The organism is Aromatoleum anaerobium (assembly GCF_012910705.2).
GTDB lineage: Bacteria > Pseudomonadota > Gammaproteobacteria > Burkholderiales > Rhodocyclaceae > Aromatoleum > Aromatoleum anaerobium.
In genome coordinates this window covers 1053259-1076074 of the sequence record NZ_WTVG02000040.1, presented here as the reverse complement: position 1 = coordinate 1076074, position 22816 = coordinate 1053259, and the positions used below count along the sequence as shown (strand labels likewise).

Annotated in this window: 24 protein-coding genes; 19 read left to right on the top strand and 5 right to left on the bottom strand. The window is 65.7% G+C overall.

The window, feature by feature from the left end; genetic code table 11:
* Position 1: 1 nt before the first annotated feature.
* Both recQ and rfaE2 read right to left on the bottom strand, forming a co-directional pair.
* Positions 2–1834, bottom strand: coding sequence for a DNA helicase RecQ (gene recQ / locus GO606_RS20580; RefSeq protein WP_169116629.1), 1833 nt, complete (start codon positions 1832–1834; stop codon positions 2–4).
* A gap of 83 nt (positions 1835–1917) precedes the next feature.
* Complete coding sequence (gene rfaE2 / locus GO606_RS20575) at positions 1918–2406, bottom strand: D-glycero-beta-D-manno-heptose 1-phosphate adenylyltransferase (protein WP_169116630.1); 489 nt, start codon at positions 2404–2406, stop codon at positions 1918–1920.
* A gap of 442 nt (positions 2407–2848) precedes the next feature.
* Between rfaE2 and coxB the strand changes: the two genes are divergently transcribed.
* From coxB to GO606_RS20545, 6 genes are all read left to right on the top strand, one after another.
* Complete coding sequence (gene coxB / locus GO606_RS20570) at positions 2849–3727, top strand: cytochrome c oxidase subunit II (protein WP_244856955.1); 879 nt, start codon at positions 2849–2851, stop codon at positions 3725–3727.
* A 65-nt stretch (positions 3728–3792) separates the two neighbouring features.
* The gene (gene ctaD, locus GO606_RS20565) at positions 3793–5370 is read left to right on the top strand and encodes a cytochrome c oxidase subunit I (protein ID WP_169116632.1); all 1578 of its coding nucleotides are present in this window, start codon (positions 3793–3795) and stop codon (positions 5368–5370) included.
* Positions 5371–5378: 8 nt separating this feature from the next.
* Positions 5379–5492, top strand: coding sequence for a cytochrome oxidase small assembly protein (locus GO606_RS20560; protein ID WP_210147504.1), 114 nt, complete (start codon positions 5379–5381; stop codon positions 5490–5492).
* Positions 5489–6046 carry a cytochrome c oxidase assembly protein gene (locus tag GO606_RS20555; RefSeq protein ID WP_169116633.1) on the top strand — a complete coding sequence of 186 codons (558 nt, stop codon included), beginning with the start codon at positions 5489–5491 and terminating at the stop codon, positions 6044–6046. The genes GO606_RS20560 and GO606_RS20555 overlap by 4 nt, the downstream gene beginning before the upstream one ends.
* Positions 6043–6294 carry a DUF2970 domain-containing protein gene (locus GO606_RS20550; protein WP_169116634.1) on the top strand — a complete coding sequence of 84 codons (252 nt, stop codon included), beginning with the start codon at positions 6043–6045 and terminating at the stop codon, positions 6292–6294. Before GO606_RS20555 ends, GO606_RS20550 begins: the two co-directional genes overlap by 4 nt.
* A gap of 18 nt (positions 6295–6312) precedes the next feature.
* Positions 6313–7164: a cytochrome c oxidase subunit 3 gene (locus GO606_RS20545; RefSeq protein WP_169116635.1), complete on the top strand. Its 852-nt coding sequence runs from the start codon at positions 6313–6315 to the stop codon at positions 7162–7164.
* Here GO606_RS20545 and GO606_RS20540 read toward each other — a convergent pair.
* Positions 7159–7359 carry a twin transmembrane helix small protein gene (locus GO606_RS20540; protein ID WP_169116636.1) on the bottom strand — a complete coding sequence of 67 codons (201 nt, stop codon included), beginning with the start codon at positions 7357–7359 and terminating at the stop codon, positions 7159–7161. The genes GO606_RS20545 and GO606_RS20540 overlap by 6 nt on opposite strands.
* Before the next feature lie 60 nt (positions 7360–7419).
* On the opposite strand from GO606_RS20540, the gene GO606_RS20535 reads away from it, so the two are divergent.
* The 5 genes from GO606_RS20535 to GO606_RS20515 are packed head-to-tail and all read left to right on the top strand — an operon-like array spanning position 7420 to position 11253.
* A complete protein-coding gene (locus GO606_RS20535; RefSeq protein WP_169116637.1) occupies positions 7420–8112 on the top strand; it encodes an SURF1 family protein in 693 nt (230 codons plus the stop codon).
* Positions 8109–8678, top strand: a complete 570-nt coding sequence (locus GO606_RS20530; RefSeq protein WP_169116638.1) for an SCO family protein — start codon at positions 8109–8111, stop codon at positions 8676–8678. The genes GO606_RS20535 and GO606_RS20530 overlap by 4 nt, the downstream gene beginning before the upstream one ends.
* 37 nt (positions 8679–8715) lie before the next feature.
* Positions 8716–9753, top strand: a complete 1038-nt coding sequence (locus GO606_RS20525; protein ID WP_169116639.1) for a COX15/CtaA family protein — start codon at positions 8716–8718, stop codon at positions 9751–9753.
* The gene (gene cyoE, locus GO606_RS20520; protein WP_169116640.1) at positions 9719–10633 is read left to right on the top strand and encodes a heme o synthase; all 915 of its coding nucleotides are present in this window, start codon (positions 9719–9721) and stop codon (positions 10631–10633) included. Before GO606_RS20525 ends, cyoE begins: the two co-directional genes overlap by 35 nt.
* Before the next feature lie 32 nt (positions 10634–10665).
* Entirely contained in the window at positions 10666–11253 is a 588-nt protein-coding gene (locus GO606_RS20515; RefSeq protein WP_169116641.1) for an SCO family protein, read from the top strand.
* 42 nt (positions 11254–11295) lie between these two features.
* On the opposite strand, the gene rpoH is transcribed toward GO606_RS20515, so the two are convergent.
* Positions 11296–12147, bottom strand: a complete 852-nt coding sequence (gene rpoH, locus GO606_RS20510) for an RNA polymerase sigma factor RpoH (protein ID WP_169116642.1) — start codon at positions 12145–12147, stop codon at positions 11296–11298.
* A 441-nt stretch (positions 12148–12588) separates the two neighbouring features.
* Between rpoH and GO606_RS20505 the strand changes: the two genes are divergently transcribed.
* Positions 12589–13692, top strand: coding sequence for a porin (locus GO606_RS20505; RefSeq protein ID WP_169116643.1), 1104 nt, complete (start codon positions 12589–12591; stop codon positions 13690–13692).
* Between the two features lie 253 nt (positions 13693–13945).
* On the opposite strand, the gene GO606_RS20500 is transcribed toward GO606_RS20505, so the two are convergent.
* Entirely contained in the window at positions 13946–14908 is a 963-nt protein-coding gene (locus tag GO606_RS20500) for an N-acyl amino acid synthase FeeM domain-containing protein (RefSeq protein ID WP_246979805.1), read from the bottom strand.
* Positions 14909–14941: 33 nt separating this feature from the next.
* Here GO606_RS20500 and GO606_RS20495 point away from each other — a divergent pair, with 33 nt between their 5' ends.
* From GO606_RS20495 to GO606_RS20465, 7 genes are all read left to right on the top strand, one after another.
* On the top strand, positions 14942–15574 hold the full coding sequence (locus GO606_RS20495) for an XrtA/PEP-CTERM system exopolysaccharide export protein (RefSeq protein ID WP_425532228.1): 633 nt from the start codon (positions 14942–14944) through the stop codon (positions 15572–15574).
* Between the two features lie 78 nt (positions 15575–15652).
* On the top strand, positions 15653–17197 hold the full coding sequence (locus GO606_RS20490; protein WP_169116644.1) for an XrtA system polysaccharide chain length determinant: 1545 nt from the start codon (positions 15653–15655) through the stop codon (positions 17195–17197).
* A gap of 13 nt (positions 17198–17210) precedes the next feature.
* Positions 17211–18206 (top strand): XrtA-associated tyrosine autokinase, encoded by a 996-nt coding sequence (locus GO606_RS20485; protein ID WP_169116645.1) that lies wholly within the window; start codon positions 17211–17213, stop codon positions 18204–18206.
* Positions 18175–19716, top strand: coding sequence for a TIGR03016 family PEP-CTERM system-associated outer membrane protein (locus tag GO606_RS20480; RefSeq protein WP_169116646.1), 1542 nt, complete (start codon positions 18175–18177; stop codon positions 19714–19716). The genes GO606_RS20485 and GO606_RS20480 overlap by 32 nt, the downstream gene beginning before the upstream one ends.
* Before the next feature lie 11 nt (positions 19717–19727).
* Positions 19728–20807, top strand: a complete 1080-nt coding sequence (locus GO606_RS20475; RefSeq protein WP_169116647.1) for an XrtA/PEP-CTERM system-associated ATPase — start codon at positions 19728–19730, stop codon at positions 20805–20807.
* On the top strand, positions 20800–21954 hold the full coding sequence (gene wecB, locus GO606_RS20470) for a non-hydrolyzing UDP-N-acetylglucosamine 2-epimerase (RefSeq protein ID WP_169116648.1): 1155 nt from the start codon (positions 20800–20802) through the stop codon (positions 21952–21954). The genes GO606_RS20475 and wecB overlap by 8 nt, the downstream gene beginning before the upstream one ends.
* Positions 21951–22814 carry an XrtA system polysaccharide deacetylase gene (locus tag GO606_RS20465; protein ID WP_169116649.1) on the top strand — a complete coding sequence of 288 codons (864 nt, stop codon included), beginning with the start codon at positions 21951–21953 and terminating at the stop codon, positions 22812–22814. Before wecB ends, GO606_RS20465 begins: the two co-directional genes overlap by 4 nt.
* Positions 22815–22816 lie beyond the last annotated feature (2 nt).

Sequence of the window (22816 nt, the reverse complement as noted above, 5' to 3'; positions counted from 1 at the left end):
TTCAGACTTCGCGCGCGATCTCGGCGAGGATGTCCGCGCCGTACGCCTCGAGCTTGCGGTCGCCGATGCCCGAGATGCCCGCGAGTTCGGCGAGGCTCACCGGGCGGGCGAGCGCGATTTCGCGCAGCGTCGCGTCGTGGAAGATCACGTAGGCAGGCACGTTGCGTTCGCGCGCGGTCGCCGCTCGCCACGCGCGCAGGCGGTCGAACAAGGTCAGCGGCACGCCGTCGGGTATCTCCAGGCGGGTGCTGCGGCTGCGCTTCGAACGCCGCTTTTCCGGCGCCAGGCGCAGCGCGAATTCGGCTTCGCCGCGCAGCAGCGGGCGGGCGAGGTCGGTCAGTGTCAGCGCGCTGTGGCGGTCGTGGTCGACCGCGAGCAGCCCCCGCGCGACGAGCTGGCGGAACAGCGTGCGCCAGGTCTTGTCGTCGAGCTCGGCGCCGATGCCGAACGTGCTGACCTGGTCGTGCTTCCAGTCGCGCACCTTGTCGGTGAGTTCGCCGCGCAGCACGTCGATGACGTGGCCGGCGCCGAAGCGCTGGCCGGTGCGGAACACGCCCGACAGCGCGCGACGCGCCGCGTCGGTCGCGTCCCACGTGCGCGGCGGCTCGAGACAGTTGTCGCAGTTGCCGCAGGCCTCGCCCTCTTCGCCGAAATGCGCGAGCAGGAACTGGCGCCGGCAGCCGGTCGTCTCGACCAGGCCGACCAGCGCGTCGAGCCGCGCCCGCGCCCGCCACTTGAAGTCGTCCGCGCCTTCGGATTCGTCGATCATGCGCCGCTGCTGCACGATGTCCTGCGCGCCCCACGCCATCCACGCCTGCGCCGCGAGGCCGTCGCGACCGGCGCGGCCGGTCTCCTGGTAATAGCCTTCGATCGAGCGCGGCAGGTCGAGGTGCGCGACGAAGCGCACGTCGGGCTTGTCGATGCCCATGCCGAACGCGATCGTCGCGACCATGACGATGCCGTCCTCGCGCAGGAAGCGGCTTTGGTGCGCGGCGCGGATTTCCTGCGCCATGCCGGCGTGGTAGGCGAGCGCGCGGATGCCCTGTTCGCCGAGCCATGCCGCGGTCTCCTCGACCTTGCGTCGCGACAGGCAATACACGATGCCCGCTTCGCCGGCGTGATCGTCGCGGATGAACGCGAGCAGCTGCGCGCGCGGGTTGTCCTTGTCGACCATGCGGTAGCGGATGTTCGGCCGGTCGAAGCTCGACACGAAGCGGCGCGCGTCGCCGAGCGCGAGGCGCTGGGCGATTTCCTCGCGGGTTTCGGGGTCGGCGGTCGCGGTCAGCGCGATCCGCGGCACCGCCGGGAAGCGTTCGGACAGCACCGACAGCTGCAGGTATTCCGGGCGGAAGTCATGGCCCCACTGCGACACGCAGTGCGCCTCGTCGATCGCGAACAGCGCGATGCGTCCGGCCTCGTGCAGCCGGTCGAGCGTCGCGAGCAGGCGCCCGGTCAACAGGCGCTCCGGCGCGACGTACAGCAGGTCGAGCCGTCCGGCGACGAGGTCGCGCTCGACCGCGGTGGATTCGTCGGCGGCCTGGCTGGAGTTCAGATAGGCGGCCGCGACGCCGGCTTCACGCAGCGCGCTGACCTGGTCCTGCATCAGCGCGATCAGCGGCGACACCACCACCGCGGTGCCCGCGCGCATCAGCGCCGGGATCTGGAAGCACAGCGACTTGCCGCCGCCGGTGGGCATCAGCACCAGCGCGTCGCCACCGGCGGCGACGTGTTCGACGATCGCCTCCTGCTCGCCGCGGAATGCGGTGTAGCCGAAGACGTGTTCGAGAAGGTGGAGCGAGGAGGGGGAAGCTGAAGCGGGAGTCATCGGCGGCATTTTACCGGCGCTCGTGCGCCGGCGGGCGGCCGATCGGGCCGTCGCCGCCGCAGCGGCGACCGGAGCCGTTGCGGCGCGCGATTTCAGCCGCCCCGGATGCGGCCGAGCAGCGCCGTCGTCGAGCGCTCGTGCTCGAACGGAATCGAATGCACGGCGCCGCCCCAGCCGCGCACTTCGGCCGCGCCGACGATCCGTTCGGGCGCCCAGTCGCCGCCCTTGACGAGCACGTCCGGGCGGGCTTCGAGGATGCACGCGAGCGGCGTGTCTGCGTCGAACCAGGTCACGAGGTCCACGCATTCGAGCGCGGCCATGACCGCGGCGCGATCCTCGAGCGGATTGACCGGCCGCTCGTCGCCTTTGCCCAGGCGCCGCACCGACGCATCGGTGTTCAGCGCGACGACCATTGCGGCGCCGAGCGCGCGCGCCTGGGCGAGGTAGGTGACGTGGCCGCGGTGCAGGATGTCGAAGCAGCCGTTCGTGAATACGAGCGGGTGGGGGAGCGCCGCGGCACGAACCGCGAGTTCCTCCGGCGGGCAGATCTTGGTCTCGAAAGCGGGGCGGGAATAGCGCATTTTTCGTGTCGCAGTGGACGGGCCCCGCGATTCTAGCCCGGAACCCTCTGCGGCCTGGCAGCCCGTTGCGCACTGCAGTGCGCACCCCTGCGGGAAAACCCCGACATCGTTCGCCATTCCTTGCGGGCAGTAAGCGGCTAGCACGTATTGCGCTGCAAAATATTGATGATGCTCAAAAACCCGTATTGCGAACGCTGATTTTGCTATGGCATGATCAGTTCGACTACACGGAAAAGTCTTTCATCATCAAGGCTGCGATTCCTTCCGGGTAGCGGTTGGTTCTCGCCGGTTCGCCCCGATCCGCGGCTTCCGGCGCCGGCCGTCACGGCTCGGGAAGCGGGCTCGCGCGTGATGCGATTCCGCCTCCTTGGGCGACGCCGACACTGCATTCGATAGAGGTTGGGACATGCGTCTTGCCGGTCGCGTTGCAGCTCCAGTCATCTTGCTCCCCGTAGCTTCCGCTGCCGTCGCGCAGAGCATACCGAGCAAATTCAACCTCCCGCCGCCCGTCACGCCGATCGGCGCCCAGATCTACGACCTGCACAACCTGATGCTGATCATCTGCCTGGTGATCTTCGTCGCGGTGTTCGGCGTCATGTTCTGGGCGGTATTCCGGCATCGCAAGTCGCGCGGCGCGGTGGCGGCGAATTTCCACGAGAACACGTCGGTGGAGATCGCCTGGACGATCATCCCGGTGTTCATCCTGCTCGGGATGGCGTGGCCGGCGACGAAGACGGTGCTGGACATGAAGAACACCGCGGACCCCGACATCACGATCAAGGCCACCGGTTATCAGTGGAAATGGGGCTATGACTACCTGCAGGGCGAAGGCCAGGGGATCCGTTTCGTCTCGAACCTGTCGACGCCGCGCGACCAGATCGAGGGCGATGCGCCGAAAGGCGAGCATTACCTGCTCGAGGTCGACAACCCGCTCGTCGTGCCGGTCGGCAAGCGCATCCGGGTGCTGACGACGGCCAACGATGTGATCCATTCGTGGTGGGTGCCGGCGTTCGGCGTCAAGCAGGATGCGATCCCCGGTTTCATCCGCGACGCGTGGTTCCGCGCCGATACCGAAGGCGTATATCGCGGCAACTGCGCCGAACTGTGCGGCCGCGACCACGGCTTCATGCCGGTCGAAGTGCACGTCGTGTCGCAGCAGGCTTACACCGAATGGGTCGCCCGCCAGCTTGCAGCAGGGGCGGCGGCGCCTGCCACGGGAGGCGCAACGGCGCAGGGCGCCACCCCGATGCCGGCCGCACCGGCTGCCGAAGAGGGGGCTGCGCAACCCGCCCCGGCGAACGCGGCCCCGGCAGGCAACTGAACGGCAGCACGAGCGCAGCAACCGGTCCGGGCCAGCAAGCCGGAGCGGAACGTCAAGGAGGCAGCATGGCCGCGGTAACCCCCGATCAGTTGCACGACCACCATCACGGCCCGACCGGGCTGATGCGCTGGGTCACGACGACGAATCACAAGGACATCGGCACGATGTACCTGATCTTCAGCTTCGTGATGTTCCTGTCCGGCGGCGTGCTGGCGCTGACGATCCGCGCTGAACTGTTCCAGCCCGGCCTGCAGATCGTCCAGCCGGAATTCTTCAACCAGCTGACGACGATGCACGGCCTGGTGATGATCTTCGGCGCGATCATGCCGGCCTTCGTCGGCTTCGCGAACTGGCAGATCCCGCTGATGATCGGTGCCAGCGACATGGCCTTCGCGCGCATGAACAACTGGAGCTTCTGGCTGCTGCCGCCGGCGGCGATCCTGCTGATCGGCTCGTTCTTCGTTCCCGGCGGCGCCACCGCGGCCGGCTGGACGATGTACGCGCCGCTGTCGGTGCAGATGGGCATCGGCCAGGACATGGCGATCTTCGCGGTGCACATCATGGGGATCAGCTCGATCATGGGCGCGATCAACATCGTCGTCACGGTGCTGAACATGCGCGCGCCCGGCATGACCCTGATGAAGATGCCGCTATTCTGCTGGACATGGCTCATCACCGCCTATCTGCTGATCGCGGTGATGCCGGTGCTCGCCGGCGCGGTGACGATGGTGCTCACCGACCGCCACTTCGGCACGAGCTTCTTCAACGCCGCGGGTGGCGGCGACCCGGTGATGTACCAGCACATCTTCTGGTTCTTCGGCCACCCGGAGGTGTACATCATGATTCTCCCGGCCTTCGGCATCATCAGCCAGATCATCCCGACGTTCGCCCGCAAGCCGCTGTTCGGGTATGCGTCGATGGTGTATGCGACCGCGGCGATCGCGATCCTGAGCTTCTCGGTGTGGGCACACCACATGTTCACGACCGGCATGCCGGCCGTCGGGCAACTGTTCTTCATGTACGCGACGATGCTGATCGCGGTGCCGACGGGCGTGAAAGTGTTCAACTGGGTGGCGACGATGTGGCGTGGTTCGCTGTCGTTCGAGCCGCCGATGCTGTGGGCGGTCGGCTTCATCCTGGTGTTCACGATCGGCGGCTTCACCGGCCTGATCGTCGCGGTCGCGCCGATCGACATCCAGGTGCAGGACACCTATTACGTCGTCGCGCATTTCCACTACGTGCTGGTGGCCGGCAGCCTGTTTGCGCTGTTCGGTGGCGCGTACTACTGGCTGCCGAAATGGACCGGCCACATGCCTGACGAGCGGCTCGGCAAAATCCACTTCTGGTGCTCGATGGTGTTCTTCAACATTGCGTTCTTCCCGATGCATTTCCTCGGGCTCGCCGGCATGCCGCGGCGCATCCCGGACTACGCGCTGCAGTTTGCCGATTTCAACATGCTCGCGACGATCGGCGCGTTCGGCTTCGGTCTGTCGCAACTGATCTTCATCGTCGTCGCAGTGAAATGCGTGCGGGGCGGCGCAAAGGCGGCGGCGCGTGCGTGGGAGGGCGCCGACGGGCTGGAATGGACGGTGCCGTCGCCGGCGCCGTACCACACCTTCGAGGAAGCACCGGTCGTGAGGTGATGAGAAACATGGCAAGGGATCCGCGCCGCTCGGCCAACGTCCGCACCGCACTGGTGCTGGCGGCGCTCGCCCTCGCGTTCTTCATCGCCGTCATCCTCAAGTACGGAGTGTTCGCGCGATGAGCATGATTGCTGCCGAGAACCGCCGGCTGCTGTTCCGCCTCGCGCTGGCGGCAGTGGTGATGTTCGGCTTCGGCTTCCTGCTCGTGCCGTTCTACGAAAAGATCTGCGAGGTCGCCGGCGTCAACAACCTGCTGCGGCCGGACCGCGTCGCGAACTCGCAGGTGGACGCCTCGCGCACGATCACCGTGCAGTTCGATGCCAACACCCACGACCTGCCGTGGCGCTTTCGCCCGCTGCAGGCGGCCGTGAAGGTCCACCCCGGCGAACTGGTGACGATCGCGTACGAAGTGTCGAACACCCGCGACGAGCCGGTCACCGGACAGGCCGTGCCGAGCTACGGGCCGCAGCGCGCGGGGAAGTTCTTCCGCAAGCTGGACTGCTTCTGCTTCACGCAGCAGACGCTCCAGGCTGGCGAAAAGCGCACGATGCCGGTCGCCTTCGTCGTCGATGCCGAGCTGCCTGCCGAAATCACGACGATCACGCTGTCTTATACCTTCTTCGAGATCGCGGGTCGGCGGGTGGTCGGCGCGCCCGGAGGCGGAGCCGCGTCTTGAGCGATGAGCGGGACGACGGCGCATTGCCGGGGCCGGGGCCGGAACCGCGGGGCGAGCCGCGCCGGGCCGGTTTCTGGGCGACGTTCAGGGCCGTGCTGTGGTCGTTTCTCGGTGTGCGGCGGCACGACGCCTACCACCGCGACGCCACTTCGCTGGACCCGAAACTGGTCGTCGCGGTCGGGCTGCTGGCGGGATTGCTGTTCGTGCTCGGCCTCGTCACGGTCGTGCACTTCGTCGTCGGAGCATAGAAGGCCTGGGAGGCAGTCATGACGCACACGCTGGACAAATACTTCGTGCCGGAGCCGTCGAAGTACCCGATCTTCGGCTCGATTGCGCTGCTGCTGTCCGCGTCCGGCGCGGTGATGTGGCTGAACAGGATCGGCGCCGGGCGATGGGTGCTGTTCCTCGGCGCAGCGACCCTCGTCTACATGCTGTTCGGCTGGTTCGGACAGGTGATCCGCGAATCCCAGAGCGGCAAGTACGGCAAGCAGGTCGACCGCTCGTTTCGCTGGTCGATGGGCTGGTTTATTTTTTCGGAGGTGATGTTCTTTGCCGCGTTCTTCGGCGCGCTGTTCTACGCCCGCGTGCTGAGCGTGCCGTGGCTTGCGAGCGGCGCGAACGAGGCATTGATCTGGCAGGGTTTCACCGGCGCCTGGCCGTCCGACGGCCCCTATCTGGTGGACCCTTTCACGCCGATGGGCGCCTGGGGCATCCCGGCGCTGAACACGCTGATCCTTCTGTCATCAGGCGCGACGCTGACGTGGGCGCATTACGGCCTGCTGAAAGACAATCGCAGCCAGCTCAAGATCGGCCTGCTGGTGACGATCCTGCTCGGCGTGACGTTCCTCGGCTTCCAGATCTACGAATACGTCCACGCCTACCAGGAACTCAATCTGCAGCTCGACACCGGCATCTACGGCTCGACCTTCTTCATGCTGACCGGCTTCCACGGCCTGCATGTGACGATCGGCGCGATCATGCTGACGGTGACGCTCGGCCGCGTGCTCGCCGGCCACTTCAGTCCGGAGCACCATTTCGCCTTCGAGGCGACCGCGTGGTACTGGCACTTTGTCGACGTCGTGTGGCTGATGCTGTTCGTCGTCGTGTATTGGCTATGAACCGAGGCGCTGCGTGATCAGCCCCGACGCGAACCCCGCCATCAGCAGCACGAACAGCGCGATCGACAGCGCGACGCGCAGCGCAAGCGCATGCACGGTGCGCCGGCCCTTGCCCTGGTCGCGCAGCAGGAACACCAGCGCCGACGCGAGGCTGCCGACGATGAGCACCAGAAAGACGATCACGACGACGTGCATGACGGGACTCCGGCGAGCTGGCGAAGAGTTCCATTCTGGTCGAAACGGACGGCGGCGGCGATGATTTTCGACCGCTTTCATCCGCTGCCGCTGATCGCCGGCGTCGCGCTAGCGCTGCTGACCGCGCAGCTCGGCAACTGGCAGCTGGGCCGGGCGGCCGAGAAGACCGCGCTGCAGGCGCGCATCGAATCCGCGGCTGCCACCGCCCCGGTTTCGCCTTCGGCATCGATGCAGATGGCCGAATGGCAGCCGGTCCGCCTGCACGGCGAATGGAGCCCGGCAGCGACGATTTATCTCGACAACCGCGTCCATCGCGGCCGTGCAGGCTACGAAGTCCTGACACCGCTGCGCCTGGAAGGCGATGCGGGCTGGGTGCTGGTGAATCGCGGCTGGATCGCGGCGGGCGCGGACCGCGCCGTATTGCCCGATGCGGCGCCCGCGGCGGGGAGCGTGAACCTTGCCGGTATCGTCCGCATGCCGCAGGTCGACCCCTTCACCCTTGCACCGGAGGCTGCGCAGGGGCGAGTCTGGCAGTACCTCGACATGGAGCGCTATCGCGCGCTGTCGGGGCTCGCGGTGCGCGACTGGATCGTCCAGCAGACCTCGGCTGCCGCCGATGGACTGCAGCGCGACTGGCCGCGACCGGACGCCGGCATCGACCGCCACCGCGGCTATGCGCTGCAGTGGTACTCGCTCGCCGGATTGTCGCTGGTGATGACCGGCGTGTATGTCTTCAGGAGGCTCAGGCCGTGACGCAACGCAGTGCAAAACTCACGCTCGCCGCGCTTGTGCTGGTATGCACCCTTCCTGTTGCGGCGTCGTATTTCGCCTATTACGTGTGGCAGCCGCAGGGCCAGGTGAATTACGGCGAGTTGATTCCGCCCGCGCCACTGCCCGACGCGGTTTTCCCCGGCGTGGCCGGCCAGCCGCCGTTCGGACGAGAGGCGGTGGACGGCCGCTGGACGCTCGTCTATGCCGGCTCCGGCGCCTGCGGGGCCGATTGTGAACGGGCTTTGTACGCGGTGCGCCAGTCACGTCTCGCGCAGGGCAAGGAGATGACGCGCGTCGCGCGCCTGTGGCTCGTCACCGACGACGTCGATCCGCCGGCGGCGCTGCTCGGCCGGCACGACGGCTTGCGTGTCGCGCGCGCCGGCTCGCCGTGGCTCGTCCGCTTTCCCGGCGCAGCGCGGGGCGTTCATGTGTTCCTGGTGGATCCGCTGGGCAACGTGATGATGCGTTTCCCTGTCCCGACGGACATCAAGGGGGTGATCAAGGACCTGGAGCGCCTGCTCAAGTATTCCGGGCTCGGGCGGGGATGACGACGTGCGCGCTGCGAACGCTGCCGAGGAGGCACCGATGACGTTCTACCGCCGCCTGGTGCTGGCTGCGCTGGCGCTGACCACGCTGGTGGTCGTGTTCGGCGCCTATGTGCGGCTCTCCGACGCCGGCCTCGGCTGTCCCGACTGGCCCGGGTGCTACGGTCGGCTCACGCCGCACCACGCGGCGACGGACATCCTGCACACGCATGCTGCCGATCCGCACGGACCGGTGAGCCTGCCCAAGGCGTGGAAGGAGATGATCCACCGCTATCTGGCGGCGAGCCTCGGGCTGCTGATCATTGCCATCGCCGTGCTCGCGTGGCGCAGGCGCGATGACCCGGCGAGCTCGCCACGGGTCGCCGCCGCGCTCGTCGGCATCGTGATCTTCCAGGGGCTGCTCGGCAAATGGACCGTCACGCTGCTGCTCAAGCCGGCGATCGTCACCGCGCATCTGCTCGGCGGCCTGGCGACGCTGGGATTGCTCGCGTGGCTCACGCTGAAGGCGTGGCGGATGCCGCCCGTTACCGTGTCGCGCAGCCTGCGGGGTGCGGCGCGGTTCGCGTTCGTGCTGCTCGCGGTCCAGATCATGCTCGGCGGCTGGACCAGCACGAATTATGCAGCACTCGCATGCAGCGATTTTCCTGCGTGCCAGGGAAGCTTCTGGCCGCCTGCGGACTACGCCGGTGCGTTCCATGTCGTGCGCGAACTCGGCATGACCGCCGACGGCCAGATCCTGTCGTTTGCCGCACTGACCGCGATCCACTGGTCACACCGGCTGGGGGCCGCGCTGACCGCCTTGGTGCTGTCCCTGCTCGCGTGGGCGCTGTCCCGGCGTCGGGCGACGCGGGTGGCGGGCCTCGCGCTGTTTGCCGCGCTCGCGCTGCAGACGGCGCTCGGCGTGGCGAATGTCCTGTTCAGCCTGCCGCTGCCGCTTGCCGTCGCGCACAACGCGGGCGCGGCGCTGCTGGTCGGCGTGATGGTGACGATCAACTACCGGATGCGCGCCATGCCCCGCCTGGCCGCAGTGGGGAGAAGCGAACATGAGCGTGCTGAACACAAGAACTCTTACGCTTGACCGCCATGCCGCCGGCCGGCGGCTGCATGCGTTCTACGTGCTGACGAAACCGCGCGTGAATACGCTGATCGTGTTCTGCGCGGTGATCGGGATGTTCCTCGCGGTGCCCGAAGGACTGCCGGATCCGAAGAGCGTCGCCGCCGCGACGCTGGGCATCGCCTTCGTCGCCGGCGCCGCCGCGGCGATGAACTGCCTCATCGAGGCCCACATCGACGCCCGCATGGCGCGCACCCGCCACCGTCCGCTGCCCCGCGGCGAACTTGCGCCGGCCGAGACGCTGCTCTTTGCCGGCGTGCTCGGCGGCACCGGGCTGACGGTGCTGCATCAATGGGTGAATCCGCTGACGATGTGGCTGACGCTCGCGACTTTCGTCGGCTACGCTGTCGTCTATACGGTCCTGCTCAAGCCGCGCACGCCGCAGAACATCGTCATCGGGGGCGCATCCGGCGCAATGCCGCCGGTGCTCGGCTGGGCCGCCGTCACCGGCGAAGTCAGCGCCGACGCCCTGTTGCTGTTCCTGATCATCTTCGCCTGGACGCCGCCGCATTTCTGGGCGCTGGCGCTCTATCGCAGCGCCGACTATGCGCGCGCCGGCCTGCCGATGCTGCCGGTGACCCACGGGCCGGAATTCACCCGGCTGTCGGTGTTGCTCTACACCTGCATCCTGTTTGGCGTCACGCTGCTGCCGTTCGCGACGCGGATGAGCGGTCCGCTGTATCTCGTCTGCGCGATCGCGCTGGGCTGCGCCTTCCTGCGCCACGCCTGGCGTCTGTACGTCGATTACAGCGACGCGTTCGCGCGGCGCACGTTCCGCTTCTCGATCCTGTATCTGTTCTTGCTCTTCGCAGCGCTCCTGGCGGATCATTACCTCCCGTTCTGATCCCGCTGCCCTTGCAGCCCGCCGACGTCCCGATGCTACGCACCCTGATCCTCGCGACCGCGCTTGCGCTCGCGGGTTGTACCGATTCCTCCGCGCCCAAGCCTTCTTTCCACGCCACGGACATCACCGGTGCCGAATACGGCAGCACCTTTTCGCTGACCGACCACCACGGTACGCCGCGCACGCTGGCGGATTTCCGCGGCAAGGTCGTGACGATGTTCTTCGGCTATACGCAATGCCCGGACGTCTGCCCGACGACGCTGTCGACGATGAGCGAAGTGATGCGCCGGCTCGGGCCGGACGCCGAGCGCGTGCAAGTGCTGTTCGTCACCGTCGACCCCGAGCGCGACACGCAGGCGCTGCTCGCGAACTACGTCCCGCAGTTCGACGCGCGCTTCCTCGGCTTGTATGGCGATGCCGCGCAGACGCAGGCGGTGGCGAAGGATTTCCGGGTTTTCTACCAGAAAAGCGGCGATACCGAAGGTGCGAACTACACCATCGACCACGTCGCAGGGACCTATGTCTTCGATCCGGCAGGGCAGTTGCGCCTGTACGTACGGCACGGAGAATCCGCCGAAAACATCGCGGCGGACATCAGGACGTTGCTGCCGCCGAAGTGACGGGTCCTCCGGCGTGAGGCCGCATGCTCGCGCCTCCGACTCTCACGCAGCCGCCAGCAAGCCCCGCATCTTCTGCATCGCCTTGGCCTCGATCTGGCGGATGCGTTCCGCCGATACGCCGTATTCGGCGGCGAGTTCGTGCAGCGTCGCACTGTCGCCTTCGGTCAGCCAGCGCCGCTTGACGATCGTGCGGCTGCGGTCGTCGAGGCTCGCGAGCGCGTCGCTCAACCCCTCGTCCTGCAGGCGGGCGAGTTGTGCCTGTTCGAGCACTTCCGAAGGCTCGGCGTGCGGGTCGGGCAGGTAGGCGATCGGCGCGAAGTGATGTTCGTCGTCGTCGGCCCCGCCCTCGAGCTGGACGTCCCGCCCGGTGAGCCGGGTCTCCATCTCGACGACTTCCTCGGGTTTTACGCCGAGCTGCTTCGCGACCGCGACCACTTCGTCCCGATTCAGCGTGCCGGTGTCCTGCTTGAGACTGCGCAGGTTGAAGAACAGCTTGCGCTGCGCCTTGGTCGTCGCGATCTTGACGAGGCGCCAGTTCTTCAGGATGTACTCGTGGATCTCGGCCTTGATCCAGTGGATCGCGAACGAAACGAGCCGCACGCCGCGATCGGGGTCGAAGCGCTTCACCGCTTTCATCAGGCCGATGTTGCCTTCCTGGATCAGGTCGGCGTGCGGCAAGCCATAGCCGAGGTAACCGCGCGAGATCGCGACCACCAGCCGCAGATGAGACATCACCAGCCCGCGGGCAGCTTCCAGATCGCCTTCGTGGCGCAGGCGCGTGGCCAGATTCACCTCTTCCTGCTCGGTGAGCAGCGGGATGCGATTCACCGACTGGATGTACTGGTCGATACTGCCGACGGCAAAAGGTACCGGGAAAGACAGGGCTTGGCTCATATGTACGGGTCCTCCTCGAAACCAATGTTAGCACTCATGGCCTGAGAGTGCTAAGCGCATGCCCGAGTTCCGGTGGCGGGCATCCGGCATTGGGGTGTGCCGCACCGGCGGCGCCACGTCCGTGGCGCCGAAAATCTTTGCCGTCTGCCGGTTTCGCCGGACTCCGCAGGCATGCGCATCACGTTGCGTCCGCAGTGCAGCAATGCCGAAGGTATATGCCCGGCGCGCCCTCGGAAAAGGGCTGCAATGCCCGAGTGTGCTGCATCGGGTATCCATGTTGCGTCGGTGCAACATCTTTTGCCGACAGGGTGCATTCCGGGCCTGCTTGACTTGCGCCTGCATGCTCCCGTTTTGCACAATCGCTTCAACTTCTCGCTTGAGAGGTAAGTCGGGCCGTGGTGGATTCCCCGGTCTCAGCTTCAAATTAGAGGAGAAACATACATGCAGAAGAAACTGATTGCCCTGGCCGTTGCCGGCCTGGTCTCCGCCCCGGTTTTCGCGCAATCGAACGTCACCGTGTACGGCGTTGCCGATGCCTACTTCGGCTACGGCAAGATGGACGACAACAAGTTCACCGGTGTGAATAGCGGCGGCTGGGCGGGTTCCCGCATAGGCTTCAAGGGTAGCGAAGATCTCGGCAACGGCCTGAAGGGCGTGTTCACGCTCGAGTACGGGATCGATATCGACCAGAACGAAGGCGTCGGCAGCCGCGGCACCGCCGCCAACAGTACTACGCGCGCGCGTCAGCAGTTCGTCGGTCTGCAGGGCGGCTTCGGCTTCATCGGCCTCGGCCGCCAGTACTCGCCGGGCTACTACGTCCTCAAGTACGACGCGATCAACGTCGTTCCGTTCAGCCCGCAGTTCATTCTCGCGGGTGCTCAGGGTTCGAACATCGTCGCGGGCAGTGCGGCGCGCGTCAGCAACTCGATCAACTACAAGTCGCCCGATTTCGGCGGCCTGACGCTGAACGCGATCTATGGTTTCAACGAAGAGAACCAGGACAACAACCGCCAAGCGGGTGACCTCGCAGCGATCGGCGCCGATTACGCGAACGGTCCGCTCGCCATCGGCCTTGTCTACAGCCAGGTGAAGCAGGACGCCGGCGCGATTGCGACCGAGAAGTTCAACGGGGTTGCTGACGAAACCAAGAAGGAAGCGTATCTGGGCGCCGCCTACGACTTCGGCATGTTCAAGCTGATGGGCTCGTACCAGATCATCAAGGATGCCACCGCTGCGGAAGACGACAACAAGGTCTGGCAGGTCGGCAGCGTGGTCCCGGTCAGCTCGGTCGGCAAGGTCCATCTGTCCTATGGTCGCACGGACGCGGATACGAACGACAGCGACGCCGCTGCCTGGTCGCTGCTGTACTCGCACAGCCTGTCGAAGCGCACGCTCGCTTACGTGGGTTACACGCAAGTCCAGAACGATGATGCGACCAACTACTCGGTCCTCGCGCGCGGCACGGAAGTTGTCAATGGTGTCACCGTTCCCAACAACGACGAAGACAGCCGCAACTTCCTGATCGGCCTGAACCACGCCTTCTGATCGTCTCCTGACGATTCGAAACCCGCGGGCGCTTCGGCGCCCGTTTTCTTTTCTGCTTACCCCCGAAAGAATGCGCTCGTTGCGCATGCGAGGACGACTGACCTGTACCGTCATGAGGCGACTGCGGCCGCCATGACGCTGCGGAGAATCGTGTGAAGCTTTGCCGGAATTCGTCCGCGAGATCGTCCCGCTGGTCAGGAACAATAAACGTGGAGGACCGATTCTGACTGGCGCCCGATGTGGCGCCGTCGATTCAGACTGCGAAGCGCAGACCTTGCAGGTCGCGCAGCATCCTGTCTTGTTCGGCGGGCGAGAAGAACAAGCGGTAGAGGCTGCGGTCCCGCGCCGACTCGTTTCCGCCGATGCGCCGGATTTCGCGTTCCGCGTGTTCGAGTGAAAGCCGCATCAGCACTGCGGGGGCGCCGACGCGCGGGCAGATGCGTTCCGGCCCCGCGACCTCGTAGCCCATCATGCGATTGTAGAAAACCGTATGCCGGGGATGCACCTCGACAAAGAGATCCGTCATGCGATGCACGAGGCGCGTGATCATGAAGGCGAGGTGAAAAACCGACGCCAGCACTTCCGGCGAACTGTGCGACGGGTCCATTGCCAGCCGGGTCACTTCGCATACCCGTGCGCCATTGCTGCGCGCCTCGTCGATCTCGCCCTGGTAAAGTGTGTCGGCAAGTAAGCCGCGGGGCGAATCGATGCCCACCGTCAAGGTGCCGAAAAGAAGGTCTCCCTTGCAAGCCGCCAGCGTTGTCTGGCCGGCGTGTTTCGACAGCTTCGCCGGCTGATCCGTCGCAAGCCCGCGCCATGAATACATTCGCTGGATGAGCTTGCTGATTTTGCCGTGCATGCCGTCCATGTCGTCATGGACAATTCGAACGTGATATCCATCGCGCGTGATCGCGAAGCCCGGGTCGATCGCGCCGAACCTGTCGTCGACGATTGAAAGCGACGGTTTCAAGCGGGATTGCTTCGCTTTTTTAATGCCCTCGGCGTGGTAAGCTGATTCTGTCATTTGTGTTCGCGCCTCGTCGTTGGAGGAGAAAACCGCCCGGACGAATTCGGGGGCAAGAAGAGCGCGATCCGTTTCAGGCCGCGCGCCGAACTCTACCGGCAGGGGATTAGGGACACTGTAAGCGGTTGTGTATTTTTTCCTGCGGCATAAGGGGTTACGATTCGTAGCATGAAGGAAGTTTGCTCGGGGCATGATGGGCGCCGATCCAGAAGGGGAGCATAGATGATGGTAGAGAGTGCATCGATGGCGGGGGACAGTGTCCGCAAGTTCCTTGGGTTCACGGTTGCAGCGGGGCTGTTGTCGGGGTGCGCGACGTCCTCGTTTCCACCTGCTCCGGCGGTCGCGTCGGATGCTGCATACAACTACGTGATCGGGCCGGGCGACAACGTGAATGTCGTCGTCTGGCGAAACCCCGAGTTGTCGATGGCGGTGCCGGTGCGGCCCGACGGCAAGATCACGACGCCGCTCGTCGAAGACCTGCCCGCGCTCGGGAAGGACTCCTCGACGCTGGCGCGCGATATCGAGCAGGCGCTCGCGAAGTTCATTCGCGAGCCGGTCGTAACCGTGATCGTGACCGGTTTTGTCGGCCCCTACAGCGAACAGATCCGCGTGGTCGGCGAGGCGACAACGCCGCAGACTCTGCCCTACGTGCAGAAGATGACGCTGCTCGACGTGATGATTGCGGTGGGGGGCATCACCGAGTTTGCCGACGGCAACGGCGCGTCGATTCTCCGTACCGGTGAAGGAAACAAGCAGTACAGCGTTCGCATCGAGGATCTGATCAAGCGAGGCGACGTGTCCGCGAACGTCGAAATGCGGCCGGGTGACGTGCTGATCATTCCCCAGAGCTGGTTCTGATTCCCTGATTTGAGCTGTGTGCCTGCGCAACACGGCAGGACACATCGATTCGGACGGTAACAAGGGACGGGGGCGCTCATGGAAGAACTCTTTTCTCAGATGGTCGGGTACCTGCGCGGAATGTGGCGTTTCCGCTGGTGGGGGCTCGCATTTGCGTGGATCGCCGGGATTGCGGGAGGCTTTGCGGTCTATTCGATGCCCGATCGTTACGAATCCACGGCGCGCATTTACGTCGACACGCAGTCGGTGCTGCGCCCGTTGATGTCGGGCCTCGCGGTTCAGCCGAACACCAACCAGCAGATCGCGATTTTGAGCCGCACACTGATCACGCGCCCGAACGTGGAAAAACTCATCACGATGGCCGACCTCGATCTGGCTGCACGCACTCCCGGTGAGCGTGAGGCGCTCATCGCCGAGCTTACCGGGGGGCTGCAGATTCTGGGGGCAGGCCGGGACAACCTGTTTACGCTGGCCTACCAGGACGTTCACCCCGAGCGCGCCCAGCGCATCGTCCAGGCGCTGGTGTCGCTGTTCGTGGAGTCGGGGCTGGTGGGGAAGCGGCAGGATTCCACCTCGGCGCGGCGCTTCATCGACGAGCAGATCGCCAGTTATGAGCAAAAGCTCACCGAAGCGGAAAACCGCCTGAAGGACTTTCGCCTGCGCAACATGGCGCTCCTTGGGGACGGCGGGCGCGACTACGTTTCACAGATGACGGAATTGTCCGCGCAACTGCGACAGGCGGAACTTGAACTCAAGGAAGCGGAGAATTCCCGCGATTCGCTCAAGCGCCAGTTGGCCGGCGAGGACCCCGTGCTGCTGGAGCCGCCGGCCAACTCGTCGCCGGTCTCGTTGCCCGAGATCGACGGGCGGATCGACTTGCTGAAGAAGAACCTCGACGGCCTGCTGTTGCGCTACACCGACGAACATCCCGACGTAGTCGGCGCACGGCGCGTGATTGCGCAGCTCGAGGAGCAGAAACAGAAGGAAGTCGAAGCGATGAAGAAGGCCGACGCGGGCGCACCGTGGGCCCCGACTGCGAACCCCGTCGTCCAGCAGATGAAGATTTCGCTCGCCGAGGCCGAGGCGCGGGTCGCATCGCTGGCGGCGCGGGTGGCCGAATTCGGCTCGCGGCTCGCGCAGTTGCGCTCGTCGGCCGAACTCCTGCCGAAGATCGAAGCCGAGCAGACGCAGTTGAACCGCGATTACGAAGTGCATAAGCGCAACTACGAATCGCTGGTGACGCGCCGCGAGTCGGCCAATATGTCGGTGGAAATGACCGCCCAGGGCGGGATTACCGAGTTCCGGGTGATCGATCCGCCGAGCCTGCCGAACAAGCCCGCGGCACCTAACCGCGCCCTGCTGATGCCGCTTGCCGGGTTGGTCGGGCTGGTGGCCGGCATCGCATTGACTTTCCTGCTCTCGCAGCTTCGCCCGGCCTTCGGCGATGTGCGTTCGCTGCGGGAAATCACCGGCTTGCCGGTGCTCGGGGCGGTTTCGCTGCTGGCCGACCCGGTGTTCGAAAGAAGAAGGCGGCGTGGCCTGCTGGCGTTTGGCGGAGGTGTTACCGGGTTCGTCATGGCGGTTGCCGGAATGACGGCAATGGTGCAGTTGCTGCAGGGCTAGGAGAGATCAAACCATGAGTCTCATCGAAAAAGCCGTGGAACGGCTCAGCCAGTTGCAGCGCGCCGATGCGCAAGCGCCGGAGCGGGAGGCCGACAACGCCGGCGGAGCCGAAAAGCCGGCGGAGTCCAGCGCTGCGGCATCAGGCGCATTGCTTGCGCGCTCCGCGCGGAGCGAACGTGCAGCGGAGGCGCAGTGGGTCGCTGCACACGCTGCCAGCATCGAACTCGATCTGGACCGCCTGACCCAGCTCGGACTCGTCACGCCGAACCAGCCGCGCTCGGTGATCGCCGAGGAATACCGGGTGATCAAGCGCCCGCTGATTCACAATGCGCAGGGCAAGGGTGCAGCGGCGGTGGTCAATGGCAACCTGATCATGATCACCAGTGCGCTGCCCGGCGAAGGCAAATCGTTTACCGCGATCAATCTGGCGATGAGCATCGCGATGGAGCTTGACCACACGGTCCTGCTTGTCGATGCCGATTTTTCTCGACCGGCGATACTTTCGCGCCTTGGCCTGCCGCCCAGGAAAGGTCTCATGGACGTGCTGGTTGGCGACGTCGGAGATCTTTCCGAAGTCCTGCTGCGAACCAATGTCGAGAAGCTTTCGATTCTCCCCGCCGGAATGGTTCATCAGCGGGCAACCGAACTGATCGCTTCGGATGCGATGAACCGCCTGCTCGAGGAGATGGCCAGCCGTTACGCGGAACGGATCATCGTGTTCGATTCCCCGCCGCTGCTGGCAACCACCGAGGCGCGTGTGCTTGCGACCCACATGGGGCAGGTCGTGGTGGTCGTCGAATCCGAGCGGACGACCCATGGTGCCGTCCAGCACGCGCTGTCGACGATCGAAGCCTGCCCGGTCAAGCTCCTGGTGCTCAACAAGGCGGACGCAGGCGGACGTGGCAGCCTTTACGGATATGGATACGGTTACGGCTATGGTTATGGTTACGGTGGAGGTTATCGATCGGAAGGACAGGATGCCGGTTCCCGGACGGACGCGGCGGCCTGATCGCGACCCGCGCGTTTGCGGGGCGGGAAGCGCGAAGGCACTGGCGCTTGTCGGCGCGATGGTTGTGTTCGCCAATGCGACTGCGCAAACCGTCACGGTCAGGCCATCTGTCGACGCCCGATTGACCTTTACCGACAATTCCAGTGCCTCCGGGGAGAAGAAAGCCGACTGGATCGGGGAGGTGTCGCCCGCCATTGTCATTTCGCGCGATCGTGGTCGTATCAGCGGAAACCTCAATGCCCGGCTGCGCAACACCGCGCACGCGAGCGACAGTGATCGCAACGCGACTTTCGTCGCGCTGCAGGGGCTTGGGCAGATCGAAGCGGTCGAACGGACGTTTTTCGTCGACATGGGTGCAACGATCAGCCGCAACAACCGCTCGGGGTTGACTGGTCGCGCGTCGGAAGACTTTCTCGGGACCGACAGCGCCAACGAGACACGCCTGTTTTCGATCGGCCCCCGCCTGCATTTCAGGCTGGGCAGCGAGACCCAGGGGGTTGTCAGTTATGCGTTTCGCTGGTTCGATGGCGGCGGTGCGACAGTCCGGCGCACGGTCGGAGACTGGCGCGGCCAGCTCAGCAATCCGCTGGCGTTCGGCCGCGTGGGCTGGGCGCTGGATTACTCCCGTACCGACAGCAGCTACGATGACGCGGCGAATAATGAGGTGAGCGAGGAAACCGCGCGGGCCTCGCTGCTTTTTTCGGTCACACCCCAACTGCGCCTGCGCGGCATTGTTGGCCATGAGTCGAACGATTACTCGGTCCGCTCCGGCGAGAGCGACGACATCACCGGCATGGGGTTCGACTGGTATCCGACGGACCGGACCGTCGTTTCGGGTGCCACCGAGAACCGTATCTTCGGTCGGGGCTACAATCTGAGCGTCAGTCATCGGCAGGCGTTGTCGGTGTGGAATGTATCGTTTTCGCGCGACATCTCGTCGTCGCTGCAGACCACCGGAAGCGTTTTCGACGATCCGGCGTTCAGAAGCCTCTTTGACGCATTGGCGGGCGAAATACCGGACCCGTTCGACCGGGAGGCGTTCGTCCGCCAGCAACTCGGTTACCCGGCGCCCGGCGTGCGCGACGCGTTCGTGACCAACAATTTCTTCCTGGCCCGTGTCCTGCGCGCCAGCGTGTCTCTGCGCGGCGTACGCAACGTGCTGACGTTCGCGCTGCAAAGCTCCGAGCGTTCCCGCCTGGGGAGCCCGCTCGTCAGCGATCCCCGCGATGATCTCTCCTCCTTTGATACCGTCAGCACGGAGTCGGGCACGGTGGCGCTGAGCCACAGCCTGTCTCCCCTGGCGACGATGAACGCGAGCTTCGTGCGTTCCCGCTCCAGCGGTTCCGGGCCGTCCCGTGCGCACACGAACCGCAACCTGCTGTCCGTCGGAATCAGCACCCGGCTGGGCCCGGACACGACGGGCGGATTGACGTACCGTTTCCAGCAAGCGGACGGGGCGTCCGACTTCACCGAAAACGTACTCACTGCCAATATCGGCATGCAGTTCTGACCGGGGGTCGAATGTACGAATCGTATTTCAAGCTCCGCGCAAAACCCTTTCAGCTCAATCCCGATCCAGCTTTTTTTTATGGCAGCCGGGGTCATCGACGGGCGATGGCGTATCTCGAATACGGGCTGCACCAGAACGAGGGGTTCATCGTCGTGACGGGTGAAATCGGCGCCGGCAAGACGACGCTGGTGCGCAGCCTGCTCGAACGTCTCGATCCGGGCAAGGTCATCGCCGCGAACCTGGTCAGCACGCAGGTCGATCAGAACGACATCCTGCGCATGGTCGCGGTGGCGTTTGGCGTGCCCAGCCGGGGTCTCGACAAGGCCGGCCTGCTGCTCGCGCTCGAAACCTATTTCGTGTCGCTCGCCGCCGCCGGCAAGCGGGCGCTGCTGATCGTCGATGAGGCGCAGAACCTCTACGAGGAAGCGGTCGAGGAACTTCGCATGCTGTCGAACTTCCAGCTCGAAGATCACGCGCTGTTGCAGAGCTTCCTCGTCGGCCAGCCCGAGTTCAGGGAGGTCATGCAGAGTCCGCAGATGCAGCAGCTGCGGCAGCGGGTGATCGCTTCGTATCATCTCGGTCCGATGGACGCTGAGGAGACGCGCGCCTATATCGAGCATCGCCTGCATCACGTCGGCTGGGAGAGCGACCCGGTTTTTGCCCCCGCGGCGTTCGATGCGATCTATGGCTACACCGGCGGCATCCCGCGGCGCATCAACGCGCTGTGCGACAGGCTGATGCTGTCCGCGTTCCTCGCCGAGCGTCACGAAGTGTCCGGTGAAGACGTGCGCGAAATCGTCGCCGAACTGAAGGAAGAGTTCGACCCCGCGCCGCGGAAGGGCACGAACGGAAAACCGGTTCCGTTCCAGGGCGGCGCCTTTGCCCCGGGATCGATCGATCCGGCTCGCCTGGTGGTTCCCCACGGGCTGGCCGGGCAGGTCGCCGGCATGGCGGCCAGCTTCGACGTGCAGCGCATCGAGGCGCGCATTGCCGGGCTCGAACATTCGCTGTCGGCCACTCTCGACGTCCTTAACCAGCTCCTGGCGGCGGTGCGGCGCGACGGCACGACGGAGGATTCGCCTCATGATTGAGCCAGGGGCGGCGCCGGTGATCTGCGTCGTCGGGGCGCGCCCGAACTACATGAAAATGGCGCCGATCATCCGCGCCCTCGCGGCGCATCGGCCGCCGCTGCGGACGCTGCTCGTGCATACCGGCCAGCACTACGACAGCGCGATGAACGAGCGCCTGTTCGCCGACCTCGATCTGCCGCACCCGGAGGTGAACCTCGAAGTGGGTTCGGCCAGCCATGCGGTGCAGACCGCCGAGGTGATGAGGCGTTTTGAACCGGTGATCGACGAACACGGCGCCCGTGCAGTGCTGGTGGTCGGCGACGTGAACTCGACGCTGGCGTGCGCGCTGGTCGCGGTCAAGCGCCACGTGCCGGTGGCGCACGTCGAATCCGGCCTGCGCAGCCATGACCGCAGGATGCCGGAAGAGATCAATCGCGTCCTGACGGACCAGATATCGGACCTTCTGTATACGACCGAACGCAGCGCCCACGACAACCTCGCGCGCGAAGGGATTGCGCCCGAGCGCATGGTGTTCGTCGGCAACGTCATGATCGACAGCCTGCTCGCCAATCTGCCGAAGGCCGCGCCACCAGCCGCGTTGCTCGGGGCCGTGGGGTATCCGTCGGAACGGCTCGCCGGCGGCTACGGCGTCGTGACGCTGCACCGCCCGTCGAACGTCGATCATCCGCAAACGCTCGGGCCGATCATCGAGGCGCTGCGCGAGATCAGCACGCGCCTGCCGCTGGTGATCGCGCTGCATCCGCGCACGCGCAACAACCTCGAACGGTTCGGCATGCTCGACCGGCTCGGCGCGCCGGGTTTCGTCATCCTGCCGCCACAGGGCTATCTCGAGATGCTCGGCCTGATGGCGGGGGCGACGGTCGTGCTGACTGATTCGGGCGGCATCCAGGAGGAGACGACCGCGCTCGGCGTGCCGTGCCTGACGATCCGCGAGAACACCGAACGCCCGATCACCGTCGAGCAGGGCACGAACACGCTGGTCGGCGTCGATCCGGCGGCGCTGCGGGCGGCAGTCGACACGGTTCTCGAGGGCGGGGGCAAGCGCGGGCGCATACCGGAATACTGGGACGGCCGGGCGGCGCAGCGTATCGCCGCGCACCTCGCGGCGTGGCTCGACGCGCATGAAAAACAGGCGCAGCCGGCATGAGCACGGCGATCGTGAACGCGCTGACGATCGATGTCGAAGACTATTTCCAGGTGTCCGCGCTCGCCCCGCATTTCCCGCGCAGCGAGTGGGAGCGGATACCGTGCCGGGTCGAGCGCAACGTCGAACTGATCCTCGAACTCCTCGATCGACACAGGACGAGGGCGACGTTTTTCACGCTCGGCTGGGTCGCGGAGCGCTATCCGTTGCTCGTGCAGCGCATCGCGGCAGCCGGTCATGAAGTGGCGAGCCACGGCTACGCGCACGAGCGCGCCAGCGCCCAGTCGCCCGAAACCTTCCTCGCCGACATCGTGCGGGCGAGGAGCGTGCTCGAGGACCTCACCGGCCAGCCGGTCACCGGCTATCGGGCGCCGAGCTTCTCGATCGGCAAGACCAACCTGTGGGCGCACGACTGCATCGCGCAGGCCGGATACGCCTACAGTTCGAGCGTGTATCCGGTGCGGCACGATCACTACGGCATGCCGGACGCGCCGCGCTTCCCGTACCGGCTGGACAACGGCCTGCTCGAAGTCCCGCTCACGACGATGCACTGGCTGGGGCGCAACTGGCCCGCCGGGGGAGGCGGGTACTTCCGCCTGCTGCCCTACGCGGTGTCGCGCTGGCAGATCGGCAAGGTCAATCGCGACGACCACCGCGCGGCGATCTTCTACTTCCACCCGTGGGAGATCGATCCCGGCCAGCCGCGGGTCGCGGCGGCGTCGGCGCGGACGCGTTTTCGCCATTACCTCAACCTCGGCCGCACCGAGGAGCGCCTGCGTCATCTGCTGGGTGACTTTTCCTGGGGGCGGGCCGACCACGTGTTCTGCTCCGGTGCCGGAAGCCCGTCGTCCCGGGAGCACTGACG

Bases quoted from the DNA above. Each gene is read 5' to 3' on its own strand.
- GO606_RS20560 (WP_210147504.1), top strand. From the start codon at position 5,379: ATGGCAAGGGATCCGCGCCGCTCGGCCAACGTCCGCACCGCACTGGTG.
- GO606_RS20525 (WP_169116639.1), top strand. From the start codon at position 8,716: ATGACGTTCTACCGCCGCCTGGTGCTGGCTGCGCTGGCGCTGACCACG.
- GO606_RS20480 (WP_169116646.1), top strand. From the start codon at position 18,175: ATGCCGGTTCCCGGACGGACGCGGCGGCCTGATCGCGACCCGCGCGTT.
- GO606_RS20515 (WP_169116641.1), top strand. From the start codon at position 10,666: ATGCTACGCACCCTGATCCTCGCGACCGCGCTTGCGCTCGCGGGTTGT.
- GO606_RS20485 (WP_169116645.1), top strand. From the start codon at position 17,211: ATGAGTCTCATCGAAAAAGCCGTGGAACGGCTCAGCCAGTTGCAGCGC.
- GO606_RS20475 (WP_169116647.1), top strand. From the start codon at position 19,728: ATGTACGAATCGTATTTCAAGCTCCGCGCAAAACCCTTTCAGCTCAAT.
- rfaE2 (WP_169116630.1), bottom strand. From the start codon at position 2,406: ATGCGCTATTCCCGCCCCGCTTTCGAGACCAAGATCTGCCCGCCGGAG.
- GO606_RS20505 (WP_169116643.1), top strand. From the start codon at position 12,589: ATGCAGAAGAAACTGATTGCCCTGGCCGTTGCCGGCCTGGTCTCCGCC.
- GO606_RS20500 (WP_246979805.1), bottom strand. From the start codon at position 14,908: ATGCCCCGAGCAAACTTCCTTCATGCTACGAATCGTAACCCCTTATGC.
- GO606_RS20545 (WP_169116635.1), top strand. From the start codon at position 6,313: ATGACGCACACGCTGGACAAATACTTCGTGCCGGAGCCGTCGAAGTAC.
- cyoE (WP_169116640.1), top strand. From the start codon at position 9,719: ATGAGCGTGCTGAACACAAGAACTCTTACGCTTGACCGCCATGCCGCC.
- GO606_RS20535 (WP_169116637.1), top strand. From the start codon at position 7,420: ATGATTTTCGACCGCTTTCATCCGCTGCCGCTGATCGCCGGCGTCGCG.
- GO606_RS20540 (WP_169116636.1), bottom strand. From the start codon at position 7,359: ATGCACGTCGTCGTGATCGTCTTTCTGGTGCTCATCGTCGGCAGCCTC.
- recQ (WP_169116629.1), bottom strand. From the start codon at position 1,834: ATGCCGCCGATGACTCCCGCTTCAGCTTCCCCCTCCTCGCTCCACCTT.
- GO606_RS20490 (WP_169116644.1), top strand. From the start codon at position 15,653: ATGGAAGAACTCTTTTCTCAGATGGTCGGGTACCTGCGCGGAATGTGG.
- GO606_RS20495 (WP_425532228.1), top strand. From the start codon at position 14,942: ATGGTAGAGAGTGCATCGATGGCGGGGGACAGTGTCCGCAAGTTCCTT.
- ctaD (WP_169116632.1), top strand. From the start codon at position 3,793: ATGGCCGCGGTAACCCCCGATCAGTTGCACGACCACCATCACGGCCCG.
- GO606_RS20555 (WP_169116633.1), top strand. From the start codon at position 5,489: ATGAGCATGATTGCTGCCGAGAACCGCCGGCTGCTGTTCCGCCTCGCG.
- GO606_RS20465 (WP_169116649.1), top strand. From the start codon at position 21,951: ATGAGCACGGCGATCGTGAACGCGCTGACGATCGATGTCGAAGACTAT.
- rpoH (WP_169116642.1), bottom strand. From the start codon at position 12,147: ATGAGCCAAGCCCTGTCTTTCCCGGTACCTTTTGCCGTCGGCAGTATC.
- wecB (WP_169116648.1), top strand. From the start codon at position 20,800: ATGATTGAGCCAGGGGCGGCGCCGGTGATCTGCGTCGTCGGGGCGCGC.